Annotated in this window: 12 protein-coding genes and 1 pseudogene; 2 read left to right on the forward strand and 11 right to left on the reverse strand. The window is 64.7% G+C overall.

What is annotated here, in order from left to right; translation table 11 throughout:
* Positions 1-15: 15 nt before the first annotated feature.
* The 6 genes from BM396_RS06860 to BM396_RS06885 form a co-directional block, all read right to left on the reverse strand.
* Complete coding sequence (locus tag BM396_RS06860; protein WP_043382088.1) at positions 16-2,088, reverse strand: response regulator; 2,073 nt, start codon at positions 2,086-2,088, stop codon at positions 16-18.
* Positions 2,085-7,898, reverse strand: a complete 5,814-nt coding sequence (locus BM396_RS06865; RefSeq protein WP_043382085.1) for a HAMP domain-containing protein — start codon at positions 7,896-7,898, stop codon at positions 2,085-2,087. The genes BM396_RS06860 and BM396_RS06865 overlap by 4 nt, the downstream gene beginning before the upstream one ends.
* Before the next feature lie 257 nt (positions 7,899-8,155).
* Positions 8,156-8,599, reverse strand: a complete 444-nt coding sequence (locus BM396_RS06870) for a hypothetical protein (RefSeq protein ID WP_051976045.1) — start codon at positions 8,597-8,599, stop codon at positions 8,156-8,158.
* 122 nt (positions 8,600-8,721) lie between these two features.
* Entirely contained in the window at positions 8,722-8,955 is a 234-nt protein-coding gene (locus tag BM396_RS06875; RefSeq protein WP_043382083.1) for a hypothetical protein, read from the reverse strand.
* Between the two features lie 503 nt (positions 8,956-9,458).
* On the reverse strand, positions 9,459-9,791 hold the full coding sequence (locus BM396_RS06880) for a hypothetical protein (protein ID WP_139239461.1): 333 nt from the start codon (positions 9,789-9,791) through the stop codon (positions 9,459-9,461).
* Between the two features lie 30 nt (positions 9,792-9,821).
* Positions 9,822-10,175: a response regulator transcription factor gene (locus BM396_RS06885; RefSeq protein WP_043382078.1), complete on the reverse strand. Its 354-nt coding sequence runs from the start codon at positions 10,173-10,175 to the stop codon at positions 9,822-9,824.
* Positions 10,176-10,493: 318 nt separating this feature from the next.
* Between BM396_RS06885 and BM396_RS33280 the strand changes: the two genes are divergently transcribed.
* Positions 10,494-11,162, forward strand: a complete 669-nt coding sequence (locus tag BM396_RS33280; RefSeq protein ID WP_280142394.1) for a hypothetical protein — start codon at positions 10,494-10,496, stop codon at positions 11,160-11,162.
* A gap of 87 nt (positions 11,163-11,249) precedes the next feature.
* Here BM396_RS33280 and BM396_RS06895 read toward each other — a convergent pair whose 3' ends face one another.
* From BM396_RS06895 to BM396_RS06905, 3 genes are all read right to left on the reverse strand, one after another.
* Positions 11,250-13,304 carry an ATP-binding protein gene (locus BM396_RS06895; protein ID WP_043382076.1) on the reverse strand — a complete coding sequence of 685 codons (2,055 nt, stop codon included), beginning with the start codon at positions 13,302-13,304 and terminating at the stop codon, positions 11,250-11,252.
* Positions 13,304-14,830, reverse strand: coding sequence for an ATPase domain-containing protein (locus tag BM396_RS06900; protein ID WP_043382075.1), 1,527 nt, complete (start codon positions 14,828-14,830; stop codon positions 13,304-13,306). Before BM396_RS06900 ends, BM396_RS06895 begins: the two co-directional genes overlap by 1 nt.
* Before the next feature lie 116 nt (positions 14,831-14,946).
* On the reverse strand, positions 14,947-17,343 hold the full coding sequence (locus BM396_RS06905) for a hybrid sensor histidine kinase/response regulator (protein ID WP_244538832.1): 2,397 nt from the start codon (positions 17,341-17,343) through the stop codon (positions 14,947-14,949).
* Between the two features lie 631 nt (positions 17,344-17,974).
* Between BM396_RS06905 and BM396_RS06910 the strand changes: the two are divergent.
* Positions 17,975-19,305 (forward strand): annotated as a pseudogene (locus BM396_RS06910) (IS1182 family transposase).
* Between the two features lie 586 nt (positions 19,306-19,891).
* Here the strand turns inward: BM396_RS06910 and BM396_RS32110 are convergent.
* Both BM396_RS32110 and BM396_RS06915 read right to left on the reverse strand, forming a co-directional pair.
* The gene (locus BM396_RS32110; protein ID WP_139239463.1) at positions 19,892-20,230 is read right to left on the reverse strand and encodes a hypothetical protein; all 339 of its coding nucleotides are present in this window, start codon (positions 20,228-20,230) and stop codon (positions 19,892-19,894) included.
* A 46-nt stretch (positions 20,231-20,276) separates the two neighbouring features.
* On the reverse strand, positions 20,277-20,566 hold a 290-nt coding region (locus BM396_RS06915), incomplete at its 5' end, for a transposase (protein WP_139239464.1).

The following is a 20,566-nucleotide window of genomic DNA, read 5'->3' on the forward strand; positions in this document are numbered from 1 at the left end:
GCGATCGAGACAACTTCATCCCCGCGCGTTGCCGAGCAGCTCCCGCAGGTTGTCAATCAAGTCGTCCGCTCGGAATGGTTTCTGCAGCAAGGGGAAGCCGTTCGCATCCTGACCTTCCCGAAGGTAGCCGGAGGCCAGCAGGATCTGCATGTGTGGCCATTGCTGCCGGATGATGTGTCCGAGCTCGATGCCGTTCATCGCGCCGGGCATGTTCACGTCGCTGAAAACGAGGCAGATATTCGCCTCCCTCCGCAGAACGTGCAGAGCCTCGCTGGCATCATGCGCACTGAGCACCTCGAACGCGAGGGCCTCGAGGGTCGAGACAACGGTCGAGCGGACATCGGCGTCGTCCTCGACGACAAGCACGGCCCTACCCGCACCATTCATCGGATTCGGCGGCTCGTTCGTCGCACCCGCAGCGCATTCTTCCGATCTGGGACTTCCTTCGGCGAGCACGGGCATCGTGACGAGGAAACGGGTGCCTTGATGCGGCGTGCTGTCGACAACGATGGTCCCGCCACTCTGCTGCACGAAGCCATAGACCATGCTCAGACCGAGGCCCGTGCCTTTGCCGACCTCCTTCGTCGTGAAGAAGGGTTCGAAGACGCGCGCCAGAACATCAGGTGACATCCCCGTGCCCGAGTCGGCGACCGTGATCTCTACGAAACGCACGTCCTCGACCCCCTCCGGCCCAGTGGGGTCCCGGCGCCTGATGCGGATGTCCAAGGTCCCTCCATCCGGCATCGCGTCCCGGGCATTCACCGCGAGGTTGATGAGAGCGGCCTCGAACTGAGCGTGATCGACACAGACTTCCGGCAATCCCGCCTCCAGATCCGCGGAGATCGTGATCCGCTCGCCGAGCGTACGCGCCAGAAGCTTGATCAGGCCAGGAATGAAGTTCGCGAAGTTCAGCGCTTTCGGCTGGAGAGGAGAGCGTCGCGAGAAGGCCAGCAGCCGGCTGGTGAGTTCGGCGCAGCGATGGGCCCCCTCGATGGCTCTCTCGATGCGGCGGTGCGCCTTCTCGTTGCCCAGCAACGCGCCTTTTACCAAGTCAAGATTGCCGATGACGATGCTCAACATGTTGTTGAAATCGTGCGCGATCCCGCCGGTTAGGCGGCCCACCGCCTCGAGCTTCGAAGCGTGCTGCAAGTTGAGTTCAAGTTCCTTGCGCTCCGTCACGTCGAACCACATCCCGAAGAGCTCGACCGCCGTGCCGCTCTCATCACGGTTCACCGAGATCTGGTCGAGGATGTGTCGTTCCAAGCCATCCGCGTTGCGCCAGCGATACTCCAGAGTCACCTCGCCGGTCTCGAGGACCGCGCGCAGCGCTGCCGACACGCGCTCACGGTCGTCTGCTTCGAGGCGGGAGCTCCAGAGGCCGGAAGTGGCGAAGGTCTCGCGCGAGAAGCCGGTGATGCGCGCGATGCTGTCGTTGGTGAAGTCGAGGCGCCGGTCGGCGACGCCGATCGGTGAGGTGTAGAGGGCGATGGGAAGGCCGCGCAGGACAGCGGCCTGATGCTCTTCCCGCCTGCGCAGCGCCTGCTCGGCTTCCAGTTTCTCACCGCGTACGCGAAGGTTCTCCAGGAGCAGACGCTTCTCGGCAGTCGCGTTGCGCTTGATCTCTTCGGTCTTGCGGTAAAGATCGACGAAGACATCGACCTTCGACTTCAGCACCAAAGGCTGGATCGGCTTGAACACATAGTCGACCGCGCCTGCGGAGTAACCGCGGAAGATGTGGATGTCGTCCTTGTTGTGGGCCGTGAGGAACAGGATCGGGACACGGGATGTGCGCGAGCGGCTGCGGATGAGGGCGGCCACCTCGTAGCCGTCCATGCGCGGCATCTGTACGTCGAGCAGAATGAGGGCGAAGTCCTCCCGGAGGGCCCGGCGTAGGGCTTCCTCCGGCGAGTTCGCTAGAATCAAGTCGGTCTTGGGCTCGGCTAGAATCTCGGAGGCGGCAAGCAGATTACGCTGGTCGTCATCGACGATCAGGATCTTGGCTCGGACCGGGGCCAGCTCGGTGGGTAAGCCGAGCTGTCCCGCGGTATCGTCCGGACCAGCCGGATGGGGATCCAGTCGGCGGCTCATCGGGGTTGCCGCTCGAAGTCTCTCGCTTCCGCACGTAGCGGCGTCACACTGTCGGCGACCTCGCCCCGTCGTGCCAACTGCACCCGCAGCACGGCCAGCAGCTCGTCCATGTCGATCGGCTTCGAGACGTAATCCGACGCGCCCGCCTCGAGGCACTTCTCGCGGTCGCCCTTCATGGCCTTCGCGGTCACGGCGATCAGCGGCAGGCTTCGGAAGGCGCCCTGGACCCGGATCGCGCGCATCGTCTCGTAGCCGTCCATTCCTGGCATCATGATGTCGATCAACATCGCGTCGATGTTCGGATGGGATTCGAGCAGCGCGATGCCGTCATGCCCGTTCTCCGCGAACAGAACCTCAAGCCCGTGCTGCTCCAGGGCGCTCGTGAGCGAGAAGATGTTACGCAGGTCGTCGTCGATCAGGATGACCCGGCAGCCCTGGAGAGACACGCCGTCACTGCGATCGCCGAGACCCTGCTCGTCGGCCGGGGCGCTGGCGATGGCCCGATGCAGGAACAGGGCGGTCTCGTCGAGGAGTCGCTCGGACGAGCGCGTGTCCTTGATGATGATCGTCGAGGCGGTCTGCCTCAGTTGCTGCTCCTCGGCGGGCGTGAGCGCCCGACCGGTATAGACGATGATCGGCAGTTCCTCTCCGTCCTGCGAGGCGCGGATCTGCTCGATCAGCTCGGAACCACCGATATCGGGCAAGCCGAGATCGATGATCGCACAATCGAACCGGCCGCCGGTCAGGGCTTCCAGTGCGGCCGACGCCGTGCCGACCCCGAAAATCTTGACGTCCTCCTCGCTCAGGAGCGCCGTGATGCTGGCGCGCTGGTTCTCGTCGTCCTCGACGAGCAGAAGGTTGCGGACGGGCCGCGTGATGAAATCCTTCGAGAGCTCCAGGGCCCGCAGCAGGCCCTCGCGCTCCACGGGCTTCTCCAGAAAGCCGAACGCGCCGGCGCGCAGGCCGCGCTTCTTCTCGTCGTTCACGGAGATGACGTGGATCGGGATGTGGCGGGTGCGGGAGTTGTTCTTCAGGAGGTCGAGCAGGGCCCAGCCGTCCATGTCGGGCAGGCCGATATCGAGGGTGATGGCGTGCGGCTTGAAGCGGTGGGCGAGGCTCAGCGCGCCGGCACCGTCCTGCGCGATCAAGCCTTTGAACCCGCGTTCGCGCGCAAGCTCCAGCAGCACCGAGGCGAACATCGCGTCGTCCTCGACGATGAGCACGATGTGATCCCCCGGGTGGATGGCATGGCGGTCGTCCGCGGCGGCCGAAAGGGCCATCGCGGCGTTCGGCTGGCGGCCGGTCAGCGCGGCATTTCCGGTCCCCGCGGCCGTCTCCCATGCGCGGCCCGTGACTGCCTGAACGGGCGGTTCGAAGGGCAGGAACAGGGTGAAGGTGCTGCCCGAACCGATGCGGCTCTCGACCACGATCTCGCCGCCCAGCAGGCGGGCGATCTCGCGGCTGATGGCGAGGCCGAGGCCGGTGCCGCCATACTTGCGGCTCGTGGTCCCGTCGGCCTGCTGAAACGCCTCGAAGATGATCCGCTGCTTATCCTCGGCGATGCCGATACCGGTATCGGTTACGGAAAGGGCCATCCACTGGCTCCCGGCGCGCAGCGGCGACCCCTCGGCCGAGCCGATCTTGAGCGAAACGCTGCCCGTCTCGGTGAATTTGAAGGCGTTGGAGAGAAGGTTGCGGAGAACCTGCTGCAGGCGCTTGGAATCCGTGCGTACCGACCGCGGCAGGCCGGGCTCGACATCGATCACGAAGGCGAGCTGGCGGTCCTCGGCCAGCTGGCGGAAGGTCCTTTCGAGGTTCTCGACGAGGTCTTGCAGCGCGACATCGCCGACTTCGAGCGACACCGTCCCGGACTCGATCTTGGAGAGATCGAGGATGTCGTTGATGAGCGACAGGAGGTCGGTCCCGGCTGCGTTGATCGTCTTGGCGAACTCCCGCTGCTTGTCCGTGAGGTTCCCGTCGCGGTTCTCGGAGAGAAGCTTCGAGAGGATCAACAGGCTGTTGAGCGGCGTGCGCAGCTCGTGGCTCATGTTGGCCAGGAACTGCGACTTGTAGCGCGAGGTCAGGCTCAGCTGCTCGGCCTTCTCCTCCAGCGCCGTCTTGGCGACGGAGACTTCGCGGTTCTTGCCCTCGACCTCGCGCTTCTGGATTTCGAGCAGCCGCGCCTTCTCCTCCAGCTCCTCGTTGGTCTGCTGCAGGCGCTCGCGCTGGCTCTTCAGCAGATCCTCGGATTGCTGCAGGGAGGCCGCCTGAAGTTCCAGGCGGTCGTTCGTCTTCTTCAGCTCCTCTTGCCGGCTCTGCAATTCGCCGGTCAGGAGCTGCGACTGCTTGAGGAGACCCTCGGTCCGCATGTTGGCGGCAATCGTGTTGAGCACGATCCCGATGGATTCGGTCAGTTGGTCAAGGAAGGACTGATGGGTCTCACTGAAACGGTTGAACGACGCCAGCTCGATGACTGCCCGAACTTCCTGCTCGAACAGGACTGGCAGGACGATGATGTTGAGGGGTGGTGCCTCGCCGAGAGCCGAGCCGATGGTGATGTAGTCGCCGGGCACGTTGGTGAGGGTGATGCGCTTTTTCTCGAAGGCGCATTGGCCCACGAGACCCTGACGGAGGCGATACCGGTTCGACAGGTTCTTGCGCTCCGTGAAGGCATAGCTCGCCATCAGATCCAGAACCGGCTCTCCGCCATCGTCCTCCACCATGAAGAACACGCCGCGCTGGGCATTCACGAGCGACGCGATCTCGGACAGGATCAGATTTGAGACGGTGGCGAGGTCGCGCTCGCCCTGCAGCATGCGCGTGAACTTGGCGAGGTTCGTCTTCAGCCAGTCCTGCTCGGCGTTCTTGAGGGTCGTGTCCCGCAGATTGCGGATCATCTCGTTGATGTTGTCCTTCAACGAGGCGACTTCGCCGGAAGCCTCGACCGAGATCGAGCGTGCGAGGTCGCCCTTCGTCACCGCCGTCGCCACTTCGGCAATGGCGCGCACCTGGGTCGTCAGGTTCGCCGCGAGCTGGTTCACGTTGTCGGTGAGATCGCGCCACAGCCCGGCGGCACCCGGCACCCTGGCCTGACCGCCGAGCTTGCCCTCGACGCCCACCTCGCGGGCGACGTTGGTGACCTGGTCGGCAAAGGTGGCGAGCGTCTCGATCATCTCGTTGACGGTGTCGGCCAGGGCGGCGATCTCGCCCTTGGCATCGACCGAGAGTTTCCGCTTGAGGTCGCCCTGGGCCACCGCCGTGACGACATCCGCGATGCCGCGGACCTGACCGGTCAGGTTGGCGGCCATCATGTTGACGTTGTCGGTGAGGTCCTTCCAGGTTCCGCCGACGCCGCGCACCTGAGCCTGGCCGCCGAGCTTGCCCTCCGAGCCGACCTCCCGGGCAACGCGGGTCACCTCCGAGGCGAAGGAGTTGAGCTGATCCACCATCGTGTTGATGGTCGATTTCAGCTCCAGGATCTCACCCTTCACGTCGACGGTGATCTTCTTGGACAGATCGCCGTTGGCCACCGCAGTCGTGACATCGGCGATGTTGCGCACCTGACCGGTGAGGTTCGCGGCCATCATGTTGACGTTGTCGGTGAGATCCTTCCAGGTTCCGCCGACGCCGCGCACTTGGGCCTGTCCGCCGAGCTTGCCCTCGATGCCAACCTCGCGGGCGACGCGGACGACCTCCGAGGCGAAGGAGTTGAGCTGATCCACCATCGTGTTGATGGTCGACTTCAATTCCAGGATTTCGCCTTCGACGGCCACGGTGATCTTCTTGGAGAGATCGCCGTTGGCCACCGCAGTCGTGACCTCGGCGATGTTGCGCACTTGGCCCGTCAGGTTGGCCGCCATCATGTTCACGTTGTCGGTCAGGCCTTTCCACACGCCGCCGACGCCCTTGACCTGCGCCTGCCCGCCAAGCTTGCCTTCCGTGCCGACTTCGCGGGCGACGCGGGTCACCTCCGAGGCGAAGGAGTTGAGCTGATCCACCATCGTGTTGATGGTCGATTTCAGCTCCAGGATCTCGCCCTTCACGTCGACGGTGATCTTCTTGGACAGGTCGCCATTGGCCACCGCGGTGGTCACGTCGGCGATGTTGCGCACCTGACCGGTCAGGTTGGCGGCCATCAGGTTGACGTTGTCGGTGAGATCAGCCCAGGTTCCTGCCACGCCTTCGACGCGGGCCTGCCCGCCGAGCTTCCCCTCCGAGCCGACTTCCTTGGCGACACGGGTCACCTCCGAGGCGAAGGAATTGAGCTGATCCACCATCGTGTTGATGGTGTTCTTCAATTCCAGAATTTCGCCGCGCACGTCCACGGTGATCTTCTTCGACAGGTCGCCGTTGGCCACCGCGGTGGTCACGTCGGCGATGTTGCGCACCTGGCCGGTGAGGTTGGCGGCCATCAGGTTCACGTTGTCGGTGAGATCGGCCCAGGTGCCGGCGACCCCAGGAACGTGGGCCTGCCCGCCGAGCTTCCCCTCCGATCCGACCTCGCGCGCGACGCGGGTCACCTCTGAGGCGAAGGAATTAAGCTGATCCACCATCGTGTTGATGGTGTTCTTCAGCTCTAGGATCTCACCGCGCACGTCCACGGTGATCTTCTTGGACAGGTCGCCATTGGCCACCGCAGTCGTGACGTCGGCGATGTTGCGCACCTGGCCGGTGAGGTTGGCCGCCATCATGTTCACGTTGTCGGTGAGGTCCTTCCAGGTCCCACCGACGCCTTCCACCTGGGCCTGACCGCCGAGCTTGCCCTCCGTGCCGACCTCGCGGGCGACACGCGTCACCTCGGAGGCGAAGGAGTTGAGCTGGTCCACCATCGTGTTGATGGTCAGCTTCAGCGCCAGGATCTCGCCTTTGACGTCGACGGTGATCTTCTTGGAGAGGTCGCCGCGCGCGACCGCGGTCGTGACCTCGGCGATGTTACGCACTTGGCCCGTCAGATTCTCGGCCATCATGTTGACGTTGTCGGTCAAATCCTTCCAGACGCCACCGACGCCCTTGACCTGGGCTTGGCCTCCAAGCTTGCCTTCCGAGCCCACCTCCTTGGCAACGCGCGTGACCTCCGAGGCGAAGGAATTGAGCTGATCGACCATTGTGTTGATGGTCGATTTCAGGTCCAGGATCTCACCCTTCACATCGACAGTGATCTTCTTGGACAGATCGCCATTGGCCACGGCAGTGGTGACCTCCGCGATATTGCGGACTTGGCCTGTCAGATTGGCCGCCATCAGGTTCACGTTGTCGGTGAGATCCTTCCAGGTTCCGCCGACGCCCTTGACCTTGGCCTGTCCGCCGAGCTTGCCCTCCGAGCCAACCTCCCGGGCCACGCGCGTCACCTCCGAAGCGAAGGAGTTCAGCTGGTCGACCATCGTGTTGACCACTTTGCCGATGCGGAGGAACTCGCCCCTCAACGGGCGGCCCTCGATCTCGATCTGCATGGTCTGACCGAGGTCGCCTTTCGCGACCGCCCCGATGACGCGGGCCACTTCGGTGGTCGGTTGAACGAGATCTCCGATCATCGTGTTGACCGAGTCGACACAGTCGTTCCATCCGCCGGTCGCGGCCGGAAGCTTGCCACGCTCGCCGATGCGCCCGTCCTTGCCCACGGCACGCGCAACCCGGTCGAGTTCCCGGGCGAGACCCTGATTGAGTTCGAGAATGTCGTTGAACGCGTCCGCGATCTCGCCATCGATGCCCGTGAGATCCAGCGGCAGCCGGATCGAGAAGTCACCTTTCCGAAAGGCGCGGAGGCTCTTCAGGAGGAGCTTCGGCTCCAACTGCGACGTAGTCGGCGTCATGCGGAAACAACCTCAGGGTAGATGCGCATGGCTAAGCGTGGCAGCCATCCGAATCGTCAGCGACTACGAGTGACCACCATCGAAGTGGCACGGCAATTGAGCTCAGCCCAGAGGGTTGCTCAATCGTTTGGAGCGCGGGATGAAGCTGAATCGCGAGCCTCGTCCTATGTAAAACTAGTTTCGGAGCAGATCTGACAGAAACGAATACGCTCACACTGGCATAGCCGTGTCAGGCCGGTTCGGTGCCTCCGGACAGGTCAGCATGGATGCCTGCGCAAGTTGAGGTGCTCCTCGCTGGCAGGATTCGCAACGCGCCAGGCCCGGGCGCGGCGCGCCCGGCTTTTCACAGGACCGGTTTGACAGCCCATCACTTCGGCGGCCGCCTCATAGGTTAAGTCTCGCGCGCTCACGAGCAGCAGACCCCCGCGCCAGATCTCAGGCAGCTGACCGATGGGCGACCGGACGGTCGGCAGATCGGAGCGGTGCTCTTGGGCCGCGGGCGCGGCGCGCTGAGTCGTAACGGAGCCGTCCACATTTCCGATCACGCGCCTGCGCTCGCGGCACTCCGCATGAAACAGATTGTGGCTGATGGTGCAGAGCCGCGCCTCCAAGTTCGAGCTTGGCGTGACGTCATCCTGGCGCGTCCAGGCCCGCTGCACCGTCTCCGGCACCCCGTCGTCGGCGCACGCGTCGTCGGCCATGAGCGAAAAGGCGTTTACGCGCCGTCCAACGGGTTTTGCTCAGGAAGACGCGTCTCCAAACGCTTACTTTTGATAGGCCCAGCTCCTCACCGGCATAGCGGTGCTGGCCAGCGGCTTTGACGTCACCCGGACCCTGCCATCTGTTCAGCATTGGATGCCACCGTGAAGCCCTCGCGGTCGAACACGTTGTAGAGGACACAGGAAGGATCGAGCCCGAGCCCCGCTATGTGGGTGACAGCGGCTTCCTTGGCTTCGGCCAGCGTGCTGAAGGGATCGGGCAACTGGTACAGCCTTGCTGGCCGTTCCTCGCCGTCGACCTGCGCCGCGAGCGTTGTGATCTCGACTGTGTAGGGCATGATGCTGGCCCACCGGCGCTCAGTGGAACACGCCGAAGAACCACAACAGCAGGATAATAGGCAGCGGGATCCCCAGCAGCCACAGCATTCCACCGCGCAGCATTCGCGCCTCCTTCATGTCAGAAATCGTACCGGAATACCGGTTCGCCTGTGAATAGAACGCGGCAACATGGGAAAGCGATGCAAAATATCTGCGTCGGTGTTCACGGAGCGGAGGCATAATTACTTCAAGTAGCGCCCGCATCGCGTTCCGCCTGTAAGGACGACGTCGGCGAAATATCAGTGGCCCTGGGGCCGGCAAGCGGATTGGGGATCGGCGCGGCCGAGTTTTTCAGCTGGAATACGGTGAGGACGCCGCAGAATCGCGCCGGGATCAGAAGCAACCCGACCGATTTGGCTGCCTATGGAGTGTGTCCGTTGACCAAATCGCAATGACTTGGCGAGCCTGAGCGCCGTCCGCAAATTAGCCAGTAGCCGGTTCGACAGATACCATCTTAAGCAAATCAAGTTTGGTATTGGAATTCGACAGGTTCGAGACAGCCCAAGGTCGAGAGCCGCCTTGTCGGGCTATAGAAGCGCTCGATGTCATCGAACACATCCGCGGGCGCCTCGTGCCGCGTCCAGTCGGTCCTCGGGGCCGTGCGCGCGATCGTCAGCGACGAGAAACGGCCTTCCTTGGTCGCGCGGTCCCACGCATCGCCCGACCGGCTCATGAAGCAGTCCATACCGCGCTCGGCCATCAGGTCCGCGAAGGATTCACTCGCGCATTGCGGTCCCTGATCCGAACAGGCACCAATATATCTGGTTTCTCCTTGCGCCAGAATAACATTCTGCACGCCGTCCAGCCTCCGACCAAGAGCCCATGGTCAATGCAGCGGACCTATCGCTTCGATGGCGCCGAGCAGGTCCTCGACGAAGGCCTTTTCGACCAGCGGCAAGCCAGCCTGCCGCACCTTCTCGCGGATCGCGGCGCTCGGATGGCCTGTGATGATGATCACCGGAGCGGTCCCGCCCGAAGACCGCACGCGTTCGTAGGCATCCAGCCCCGTCATGTCCGGCAGCACGTAGTCGATCACGATGCAGCACGGTTTCGCCTGCGAAAATGCGGCGATCAGCTTGCTGCCCGACTCGAACGTGGCGACCGTGTAACCTTCGCCCTCCAGCATGAACCGTGCTGAACTCAAAATGGCGGCATCGTCGTCCACGATGAAGATCGGCATGACGCTATCCTGGAAGACAGGGTCCGTTCGCCTAACAACTCGACTGGCACCATAGAGCGGGAAATGACGCTGCCACTTCCGCGGTTCCGTCGAATTGCGGAGGATCAAACCCACCGGAGACCGCTCAGCATCCACCAACGCACCAGCTCCTGTCGGTGGGCCGCCTGGGTTTTGGTGATGCGCTTCGCCCGATCAATCCCGACCAGGCGCGGGCTGAAGTCGAGCACGCGACCGATTTCCTGGCTGGTGTCCCCGCCGACCAAGTGGTCCAGAACGTGTCGCTCGCACTCGGCGATCCGGCGGATGTGCACTCGCCGCGTGTTCGACCCCGTCTCGGTCACGCAGCCGCGTTACAGGGTGGCGCGCAAAGGTCGTATAAAGGCTCTCTCGTCGAACGGTTTCTCGCTGAAGTCGCAGGCCCCGAGCTTCATCGCCTCGACCGCGCGCGACGGATCTTCGTGCCCCGTCACCATGACGACAGGCCGCATAGGATCGGTCGCGATCCGGCTCCGGCAGCACCAGACTGATCTTCCGACCCACGATCTCGGCCGACCGGTAGCCGAAGATGCGCTCGGCAGCAGGGTTGAACGAAGGGATGATGCCGCGTTCGTCGATGACGATCATGCCTTCAGTCATCGTGTCGGGGATGGCGTACAGGCGCGCCTCGCGCGTCCGCACTTGCGCCTCGACCCTCTTCTGCTCCTCTTCGGCGCGCTTGTACGCGTCGATGTCGAAGACCACGCCGCGGTGCCGGACCGGCTGGCCCTCCTCGTCTACCTGCACGCGCCGGCGCGAGCGCAACCGGCGGATCTACCCGCCGGGATGAACGATCCTGTAATCCACGCCGTAGATCCCGCCGGAGCAGCGAACAGGCGCGATGGTGTCGGCCCGAGCAAGTCGGTTGTTAGAATGCAGCAGAGCTTTGAACGCGGCGAGATCGATCGAATGCGCGCGCCGAACCCCGAACATGACAGGCCCGGAGTCTGATGCCTACACTCCCGGCGCAAAGTGTAGCTCCCTCGCGCTCTTCATTGTGCAACGCCTCTAACAAACCGGATGGTTCTCGGTGTCGCGTCAACGTCCCTCTCCCCCCAGGACCAGGCGTAGCGAGCGGGCGAGCTCGTCGCGGCGGTAGGGCTTGTTCAGGACCGGCATCTCGCCTCGACCGATGACCTGACCCTCGTCGAGGTTTGCGACATAGCCTGATGTGAGCAGGACCTTGACACTTGGCCGAAGCTTCTGTGCCTCGACCGCCAGCTGTGATCCGTTCATCCCGCCCGGCATCACGACGTCGGAAAACAGAATGTCGATCCGCTCCACGCCGCGAAGGTGCTCAAGAGCCTCGACGGCGTTTCGAGCGATGATGACCCGGTAGCGCAGCTCCTCCAGGCTCTCGACAGCCATCCCGAGCACCTGCTCGTCGTCCTCGACCAACAGAACCGTCTCGCCCTCGCCGGCGCGGCGCAGCGGGATCGAGCTCGCCGAAGCGGCGCCCGTCTCATCGCCGGCCGGGTCGGTCGAACGCGGAAAATACAGGTTGACCGTCGTGCCCGAGCCGATCTCGGACTCGATCTGGGCAAAGCCCTTGGCGCTGCGCGTGAAGCCGTAGACCTGGGACAGGCCGAGCCCCGTTCCCTTGCCGACCTCCTTGGTGGTGAAGAACGGCTCGAATACACGCTGGAGCGCGTCGGGTGGAATGCCGCTGCCGGTGTCGCTGACCGATACGACCACGTAGGGCCCCGGGGGCACCCCCTGGTCGGCGACGGCCGCGGTGCCAAGGTGGACGTTGCGGCTCACGACCGCGATGCGGGCGTGGCCGTCGCGGCCCTCAATGGCGTCGCGGGCGTTCACGATCAGGTTCAGCACCGCCGCCTCGAATTGTGCCGGATCGATGCGGATCGGATCGAGCGCCGGGTCGAGGTTGAACACCAGCTCGACGGCACCCGTGGCCGCCCGCTCGGCCAGCGGTCTAAAGTCGAGCAGCAGGCGGTTCGGGTTGAGCGTCTGTGGCCGCAGCATCTGCCGGCGGGAGAAGGCCAGGAGCTGCTGCGTGAGCTGCTCGCCGCGCCGGGCTGCGCTCATCGCCGCCTCGGCCAGCCGCTTCACGCGGTCGGTCTGCTCGGGCCGGCGAAGCATCATGTCGAGGCCGCCGACGATGACGGTGAGGAGGTTGTTGAAGTCGTGGGCCACGCCGCCGGTCAGCTGACCGATGGCTTCCATCTTCTGGGCCTGGCGCAGCGCGTCCTCGGTGATGCGCTGGTCGGTTCGATCCACCAGGATCCCGGCGATGCGGGTCGGTACGCCGGACGCGTCGTATTTGACCTGCCCTTTCGCCGCGACCCAGCGCCCGGCGCCGTCCTGGCGCGTGATGCGGCATTCCAGGTCGATCCGGCCGGTCTCCGGGATGGCCGAGAACGCCTGCTCGACCGCGGGACGGTCCTCCTCGACGACATGGGCGAGAAACGTGCCTCGGGTCCACGATGGACACGGGTCGGAATACCCGAAGATGGCATCGAAGCGCGGGGAATGACGGGAGGTTCCGTTCGCGAGATCGAGGTCCCACGAGCCCATGCCGGCTGCTTCGAGGGCGAAGGCCAGGGTCTCCCGGGCGGCCTCGACCTCGCGGGTCCGCTCGGCAACCCGCCGTTCGAGACCCTCGTTGAGGAGTCGCAGGTGCTCCTGCGTGCGCTCACGACCGGCCAGGAGGCTGCGCACCTGATACTGGCGCCCGCGCGCCCGCAGCGCCGACTCGGCGGCACTGATCAGGGTCTCGGCATTGATCGGGCGTTCCAGCAGGACGACGTTTCCGAGCCGCGCGAGGATGCCGGCGGCGGATTCCGACCGGCGGCCTGTCTGCCGCGTCGCCAGGACGATGAACGGGAAGTCGGACCAAGCGGGCTGCGCGTCGAGCCAGGCGAATAAGGCTCCCGTATCCGCCCCGGCGAGCACCTCCTCGGTGACCAAAGCGGCTCCGGCCCCCGCCTTCAGGCCCGTCACGCAATCCGACACGTCGGCACAGACCTCGGTCGGCATGCCGACGCGGTCGAGCACCTGCGCGATCACCGCCGCGTCACGCCCGCGCGGCGCCAGGACGAGGACGCGCCCTTCGTGATCCGGCGGCTGAGGCATCACGCTTGGCTTCCGAGGGGAGCGTCGTCCGGCAACAGCGCGACTCTCCCTCGGTAAGAGGGCAGCCCCGTGAGCACACCTTGGAAGTCGTCCAGGGCCGAGCCGACCCGCAGCCCCTGACTCGTGAGCTTCAACTCACGGATCGTGCGCTCATGCGCATTCACCCGGCTCTTCACCACAGAAACGGCGGTGCGGACCTCTCCCTTCGCCTCGAAGAACCGGAACAGCAGGATGCCGTCACTGAGATAGCTGAGGTCGACGTCGGTCTGGACATCACCGATGATGCCGTGCTGTCCAAGAACCAGCAGCGTCGTGACGCCCTGCTGATTCAGGTAGTTCAGAAGCTCGTGCATCTGCAGGATGAGGAATTCCTCGCCCGGCATCGCGTGCAGGTAGGCGTTCAGACTGTCGATGACGACGAACCTGGAGCGGCGCTTCTCCACCGCATGCCGAACATGGGTGGCGAACTCACCCGGAGCGAGTTCCGCCGGGTCAATTTGGGTGATCGTCAGCCGGCCCGCCTCTATGTGCGGGGACAGGTTCATGTTGAGCATCGCGGAACGGGCGAGCAGGGTGGCGAGCCCCTCGTCGAACAGGAAGTAGGTCGCCGCCTCACCCCGCTCCAAGGCGGCCAGCATGCACCCGAGCGCCGTCGTGGTCTTCCCGACTCCCGATGGGCCGATCAGCAGAGTATTGGTGCCGGGCACCAAGCCGCCGCCGAGCAGCAGATCGAGCTCGGCGGACCCGGTCGAGGCGGCGGTCGGATCGAACGTCGCGTGGTGCTCGGCGGCGACGAGGCGGGGAAAGACCGTCAGACCGCCGGTGTCGAGGGCGAAGTCATGATAGCCGCCGCGGAACTTGATGCCGCGCATCTTGACGATGCGCAGCCGACGGCGCTCCGAGCCGAACTCGCGCGGTGCCTGCTCCAGCGAGATCACCCCGTGGGCGATGCTGTGAAGTTGCTGGTCACCCGGCTCCGACGTGCGGTCGTCGAGCATGAGAACGGTGCAGCTGCGACGGGCGAAATATTGCTTGAGGGCCAGGATCTGACGACGATAGCGCAGCGGATTCTGGGCCAGCAGGCGCAGCTCGGACAGGCTGTCGAAGACGACCCGCGCCGGCTTCAAATCGTCGACGCGAGCAATGACGTCCCTGACGGTCTCGCCCAGCTCGATCTCCGACGGGTGCAGGATTGACTGCTCGCTGTCGGGATCGAGGCCAAACTCGTTGACGAGTTCGTAGATCTCAATGCCGTCAAGCGACCAGCCGTGCGAGGCGGCTGCAGCACACAGCTCATCTTTGTTCTCGGATAGTGTGACGTAGAGGCCGCGCTCACCACGCGCGGCGCCGTCGAGCAGGAACTGGAGTGAGAGTGTAGTCTTGCCGGTACCCGGTGTGCCCTCGAGCAAGTATAGTCGATCATGCGTGAGGCCACCGCACAGGACCTCGTCGAGGCCGGGAACGCCGGTGGATATGCGCCCGTGAACGCCGCCCGGTGTGGCGGAGCCGGAACTGTCTTCTGCCATGATACTGATGCGTCGCGCCTATCCAGATTATTGCTTCAACGTTTTCCGGCGAAGAACGCTCCTGGTCGCGCAACGGCTCCCGGCGCGCCGCCTCTGCGCACCCTGTCGGGGGTCGTTCAAGCGGCTCGGGACCGCTCGGCGGACTCGACGAGACAGCGCTCGATAACCGCGCGGAGATGGGTTCGGTCGAAGGGCTTTCCGACGTGATCGTTTGCGCCCGCCGTAAGGAGCGCGCGAACCTGCTCCGGCAGGACATGCGCCGTCATCGCGATGATTGGCACGGCGTGCACCACACCCTCGAGCCCCCGTATGAGCCGCATCGCCGTGATGCCGTCCATGACCGGCATCTCCACATCCATCAGCACGAGATCGTAAGCCTGCTCCTGCACCCGTTTCACGGCTTCCGAGCCGTCGCAGGCGATGGACACGCGATAGCCCATGGCCTCCAGAACCATCTGGGCAATCTCGCGGTTGATCGCGCCGTCCTCGACGAGGAGCAGATGCGCCTGCCGCGACGCGTCGTCTTCGATCGGTCTGGGCAGAGCCGCGGCAACTGGTCGTTCGGGCGACCGCTCGCCAGTCGGCACACGCGGAAGCACGAGGCTGAACCAGAAGGTTGAGCCGACACCGTCGCGGCTCTCAAGGCCGATGGCGCCGCCCATCGCTTCGATCAGCCCTTTCGATATGGCCAGCCCTAATCCTGTACCGCCGAACCGTCGCGTGGTGCTGCTGTCGGCCTGCACGAAGCGGGTGAAGAGCCGCGCCTGCGCCTCGGCGGGAATGCCGATTCCCGTATCGCAGACGGCGACGCGCAGAGCGATGCCATCCGGCGTTGCCGCTTGTTCCAAAGAGACGGTCACAGAGCCCTGCGGCGTGAACTTGACCGCGTTGTTGACGAGATTGAGCAGCACCTGTCTCAACCGGGTCTTGTCGCCGATGAGGAAATGCTCGTCGCCTGCGCCGACGTCCAACCGCAGGTCGAGACCCTGGCGCTCGGCGGTGCCGGCGACGAGGGCGACGGTCTCCTCCACCAGCCCTCGCGGCGAGAACGGGGCAGCTTCGAGCACGACGCCATGGGCTTCGATGCGTGCGTAGTCGAGGATGTCGTTGACGACCGTCGTCAGGACTTCGCAACCGACGCGCATCTGATCGATGCAGCGCATCTGGTGCGGGGTGAGGTTGATTTCATCACGGAGTAGGTCACCGAAGCCCACGATAGCGTTCAGGGGCGTGCGGACCTCATGGCTCATCGTCGCCAGGAAGTCGCCCTTGGCACGCTCGCCGGCTTCGGCGCGCGCTTGCGCCCTCTCGGCGCGATGGCACGCTTCGGCCAGTTCCACAGTCCGCTCTGCGACCCGGCCTTCCAGATCGGTGTTGGCCTGCGCCAGGGCTCGATCACGCTCGCCGAGCCGGGCCAGCAATTTTGTCAGGGCATCCGTCAGTTCGGCGATCTCCCGGTAGCCGTGCGGCTTGGGTAGCTGCGCGTTCGTCGAGGAATGGCCGATGCCGCCAGCGGCGCCCGCCAAGGCGCGAAGCGGCTCGGCCAAGCGCTCGGCCGCCCACCAGCCGAGCAGCGCGAATAGAAGCGTGAAAGCCGCGCCGCCGAGTACCAGTTGATTGACGATGGGATCGGAGATCGCCTTCGCGACCTCGACCGGCTGGCGGACCAGGACCGTCCAGGGCAGCGTCGGCCGGTCAGCCACGGGTCGGGCGCGGCTCGCGCCGGTGAAGTAATCGCCCCCATCGGGCCATGTCCCGCGGGCGCTCGCGAGCTCGGCACCCGCCGTCAGTGCCGGAAGCGCGGGCAGATCGGCATCGATCCGTCGACCGGCCTGATCGCCGGGACCGAGGATCACGGTTCCGTCCCCAGCGAGGATCAGCACCTCGACGCTCGGCTCACGCTTCAGGGCGGTGGCGATGGCCGCTCGGCTCATCTCACGCATCCAACTGACACTGAGATGGCCGCCGACGACGCCGACGACGGCGCCGGAAGGGTCGCGGAAGGGCATCGCCACGTCGACGAACCGCCGCGGCTCGCCGTAGGGCAGCGACGGCAAGCGTTTGGCCAGCAGCTTCGCTTCGTGGATGTCGATGACGGCCAAGGCCTCGATGCCGCGCTGGAACCACGGGCGCGCCGCAACGCTCTCGCCCTCCAGCATGCCGTCGGTGCTGGCGAGGACGATACCGGTCCGGTCCGCGAAACCGATCCAGGCATAGGCGGGAAAGCTCTCGCGCAAGGCGTCGACCCAAGCACGCCGCGCTTCCGGCGTGGTGGCGTTCGTCCGAGCGACCGAGGACAGCACGGCCATGTCGCCGAGCCGCTCGCTGATGTTGGCGTCGATGATCTGGCGCAGATGCTCCGCCAGGTCAGCCGTGTGGGCCTCCGCGCGGATCTGCACCCGCGCCGCGATGAATTGGGAGACGACGATCGTGGCGGCGAAGGTGAGGAGCAGCGCCCCGGCCGCGAAAGTGAGGGCGAGGAGCGTGCGCAACCGCATGATGACGTCCGACACTGAGACGTCCCATCATGGCCCCGAGCGGTTAATTTCGAAGCCCGCTCGGTCCTGACGATTCGGCGAGCGGATCGACGTTCGGCCTTCTCGGTCCAGCGCGACAACTCAGGGATCCAGAGCCGTCTCGCACACGTAAAGCGCTCTATTCGGTCGGCCCATGATTGTCGCAAGAGGCCATATATTCATGTTTTGTTCTGCTTAATGTTCCAGGCCGCCGAAAGGCGGCCTGGAAGGAGATCGAGCGATTCGGATTTTGAGTGCTGCCGTCGTCGTTAAACAAAGGCAAACGCTGCCGTCACCCAAATCTCCACTGTGACGTGCAGCAAAGTCCTGCCAATTTATGTTTCGCAAGTGCTTTTCAAGCCCAACTTTCTTCAGCCCATTTGTGCTCGAGCGCGCGGGTAAAACCAGGCATAATGATGCCGAGATCTCGCGCTGCCGCAAAAATACGTCATCGATCAGACAGTTGGCTGTTTAACCAGGAAAGGGCCGGTTTATCGGGCTGTAGGCGGCTCGCTCGTCCTGGTTCAGAGGTCGGCTCGATCGCGACCCGGACCGGCTCATCTTCATGCTAGGAGCGTGTCCGAGTAACTGTCTCGACGGCGGCACCCAGAGGTGATTCACTCGGCTCATGGCCAGGGTGTTTCGCTCCTGGGACGTCGATCAGGGTTGGCTTCTGCCGCCCTCGCTGCACGAGTTCGTGCCGCCCGGGCACATGTCGCACTTCGTGCGGGACACAGTGCGGGAGGCGCTCGACCTCTCGGCCATTCTCGACACCTACACGGAGGAGCGCGGCTACCCACCCTACCATCCCGGCATGATGGTGGCCCTGCTGCTCTACGGCTACAGCCGCGGTCTGTACTCGTCGCGCCAGCTCGCCCGGGCCTGCGAGGAGCGGGTCGACGTCATGGCCGTCACCGGCCTGAACCGGCCCGACTTCCGCACCATCGCCGAGTTCCGCAAGCGCCACCTCGTGGCCTTGTCGGACCTGTTCGTGCAGGCGCTGCGCCTGTGTCGAGCTGCCGGTCTGGTCGCGTTCGCCCACGTGGCGGTGGACGGCACCAAGCGATCAGCCAACGCCTCCCGCCACAAGGCGATGAGCTACGGACGGATGAAGACGGCCGAGCCGGCCCTGGCCGCCGAGGTGGATGCTTGGCTGGAGCGCGCGAGGCTGACACGGCCGAGGATCAGGCTCATGGCGTGGACCTGCGCGGCGACGAGACGCCGGACTGGATGGCCGACAAGCAGCGGCGGCTGGAAGCGATCCGCGCCGCTAAGGCCGCGCTGGAAGCGGAGGCGGCTGACCCGCCCGATCCGGAGGACGAGAGCGGGCCGGGTGCCTCGTCGGGGATGCGCTGACAGGGCCGGCCACTGCGCGGGGAGGATGGCGGTCCGCCCGACCGGGCGCAGCGCAACTTCACTGACCCGGACAGCCGGATCCAGCCCACGCGTGATGGCTTCGTGCAGGGCTACAACGGCCAGATCGCGGTCGATTCCGCGCATCAGGTGATCGTCGCGCACCGGCTCGTGACCAACCCGGCCGATCACCGCGCGCTCGTGCCGCTTGTGGACGGGGTCCGGGCTCATCTCGGGCGCAAACCGCGGGAGGTCTCGGGCGATGCCGGCTTTGCCAACGAGGCGAACCTCGTCGCGCTAAGAGAGCGGGGCATCACGGGCTACCTCGCTCCGGGCCGGGCGCGTCATGGCGAGGCGGACGCAGCCGGCCGCCGGAGGCTGACCAAGATGCCGTTGATGAGCGCGATGGCCGCCCACCTGAAGCGGGCCGGGCGCCGCAGCCGCTATCGCCTCAGGAAGCAGGTGGTCGAGCCGGTGTTCGGGCAGATCAAGCAGGCCCGAGGCTTCCGACAGTTCCTGATGAGAGGGCTCGATCAGGTCCGGGGCGAATGGGCGCTGATCTGCACCGCCCACAACCTGCTGAAGCTGGCACAGGCCGGCCGCTGAGCCCGCCAAGCCGCAGCCTCTGCTCAGGTCTCGCCGCTCCAACCCAGCCCCAAACCCCGTTACTCAGACGCGCTCTAGCGACAGTCGCAACCACGAAAATAGCGCGGCCGACGCTCTACGTGTTGCGGATGCTGCCGGGTCGCGGTGCTGGTCGGGCAAAGTAGACTTCTCCTGTTAACGCCGGCCTGCGCGCCAGCGATCAGACGGCAACTGCGCTCTTCGACGGGCTGTTGATAGTATCGCGCTTCGGCACCTATATCGAAGAGACCCTGGTTCCGGCCCTTATGCACGTCCATACGGTCGTCCCCGACGACATGCTCGACCCTAAGATAAGCAGTCTTCGCGAGCGCATTGACGTAGCCGGATCGCGGCAGCTCTATCTGCCGGCCTACTGATTCGACTTCAGCCGATTGAAATCACCTTCGCCAAGCCCAGGACTATACTACGTTACGAGTTAGCCGGCACAGTAGGAAACCACTTGGATACCATCAAACGAGGCTTCCGAGGCTTCTCGTCAATAGACTGCCGAAACTGTCTCGCAGCCGCAGGTTACAATGCATGTGACTTGATCCGATCGGTTGCGGTTTCAGGCGACGACGATGGTGCGGAGCATCTGAGGGGCGAATTGTCGGCGCGCCCACCGGACAAGAGCCTTATTGTGCGCTGCCACTCGCACATTTGAGTTCCTCAAGATCTCGGCATCTACAACGACGACTTTAATGTCATTGTCGCCGTATCGCGGTCGCGCCTCCGCCGGAGGCGCCGCAGCCATCGCCAGTTCGAGGCGCTCGCCGACGCTAATTAAATCAGGCGCTTCAAAGATTGATTTCAGTCGATGCGCATAGCCCTGGACGCGCAGCTCCCGCCGAGCCTTGCCAATATCGCTGACATCCGTCAGGTCGAGGTTGACTACCCGGCCCGACACGGAAGCGTTGTCGAGCAGGCCGATCTCTCTCAGAGTCTGTCCGGCATCATGATGTTTTCTGACAGAGCTTTCGGGTCATGAGGCGGATGGAGGCCAAGAGGACGAACGCTCGTCCTTTCCGGCTTTTGCATTCCCAATCTTTTGCGAGACGGCGGCAGCGGTTAAGCCAGCCGATCGTTCGCTCGACGATCCAACGCTTGGGCAGTACGGCGAAGCCTTTAGCCTGATCGGAGCGCCTGACGATCTCGACCGTGAGGGTGCGGCAGACCTTGCGAAGGCCATCTTGGAAGGCCGGTCCCTGATAGCCGCCGTCAGCGAAGAGCTTGAGCAGGAACG

The organism is Methylobacterium sp. UNCCL125 (assembly GCF_900116795.1).
Lineage (GTDB): Bacteria > Pseudomonadota > Alphaproteobacteria > Rhizobiales > Beijerinckiaceae > Methylobacterium > Methylobacterium fujisawaense.

Coding starts and splice junctions, on each gene's coding strand:
- BM396_RS06860 (WP_043382088.1), bottom strand. CDS start 2,088: ATGAGCCGCCGACTGGATCCCCATCCGGCTGGTCCGGACGATACCGCG.
- BM396_RS06865 (WP_043382085.1), bottom strand. CDS start 7,898: ATGACGCCGACTACGTCGCAGTTGGAGCCGAAGCTCCTCCTGAAGAGC.
- BM396_RS06870 (WP_051976045.1), bottom strand. CDS start 8,599: ATGGCCGACGACGCGTGCGCCGACGACGGGGTGCCGGAGACGGTGCAG.
- BM396_RS06875 (WP_043382083.1), bottom strand. CDS start 8,955: ATGCCCTACACAGTCGAGATCACAACGCTCGCGGCGCAGGTCGACGGC.
- BM396_RS06885 (WP_043382078.1), bottom strand. CDS start 10,175: ATGCCGATCTTCATCGTGGACGACGATGCCGCCATTTTGAGTTCAGCA.
- BM396_RS06895 (WP_043382076.1), bottom strand. CDS start 13,304: ATGCCTCAGCCGCCGGATCACGAAGGGCGCGTCCTCGTCCTGGCGCCG.
- BM396_RS06900 (WP_043382075.1), bottom strand. CDS start 14,830: ATGGCAGAAGACAGTTCCGGCTCCGCCACACCGGGCGGCGTTCACGGG.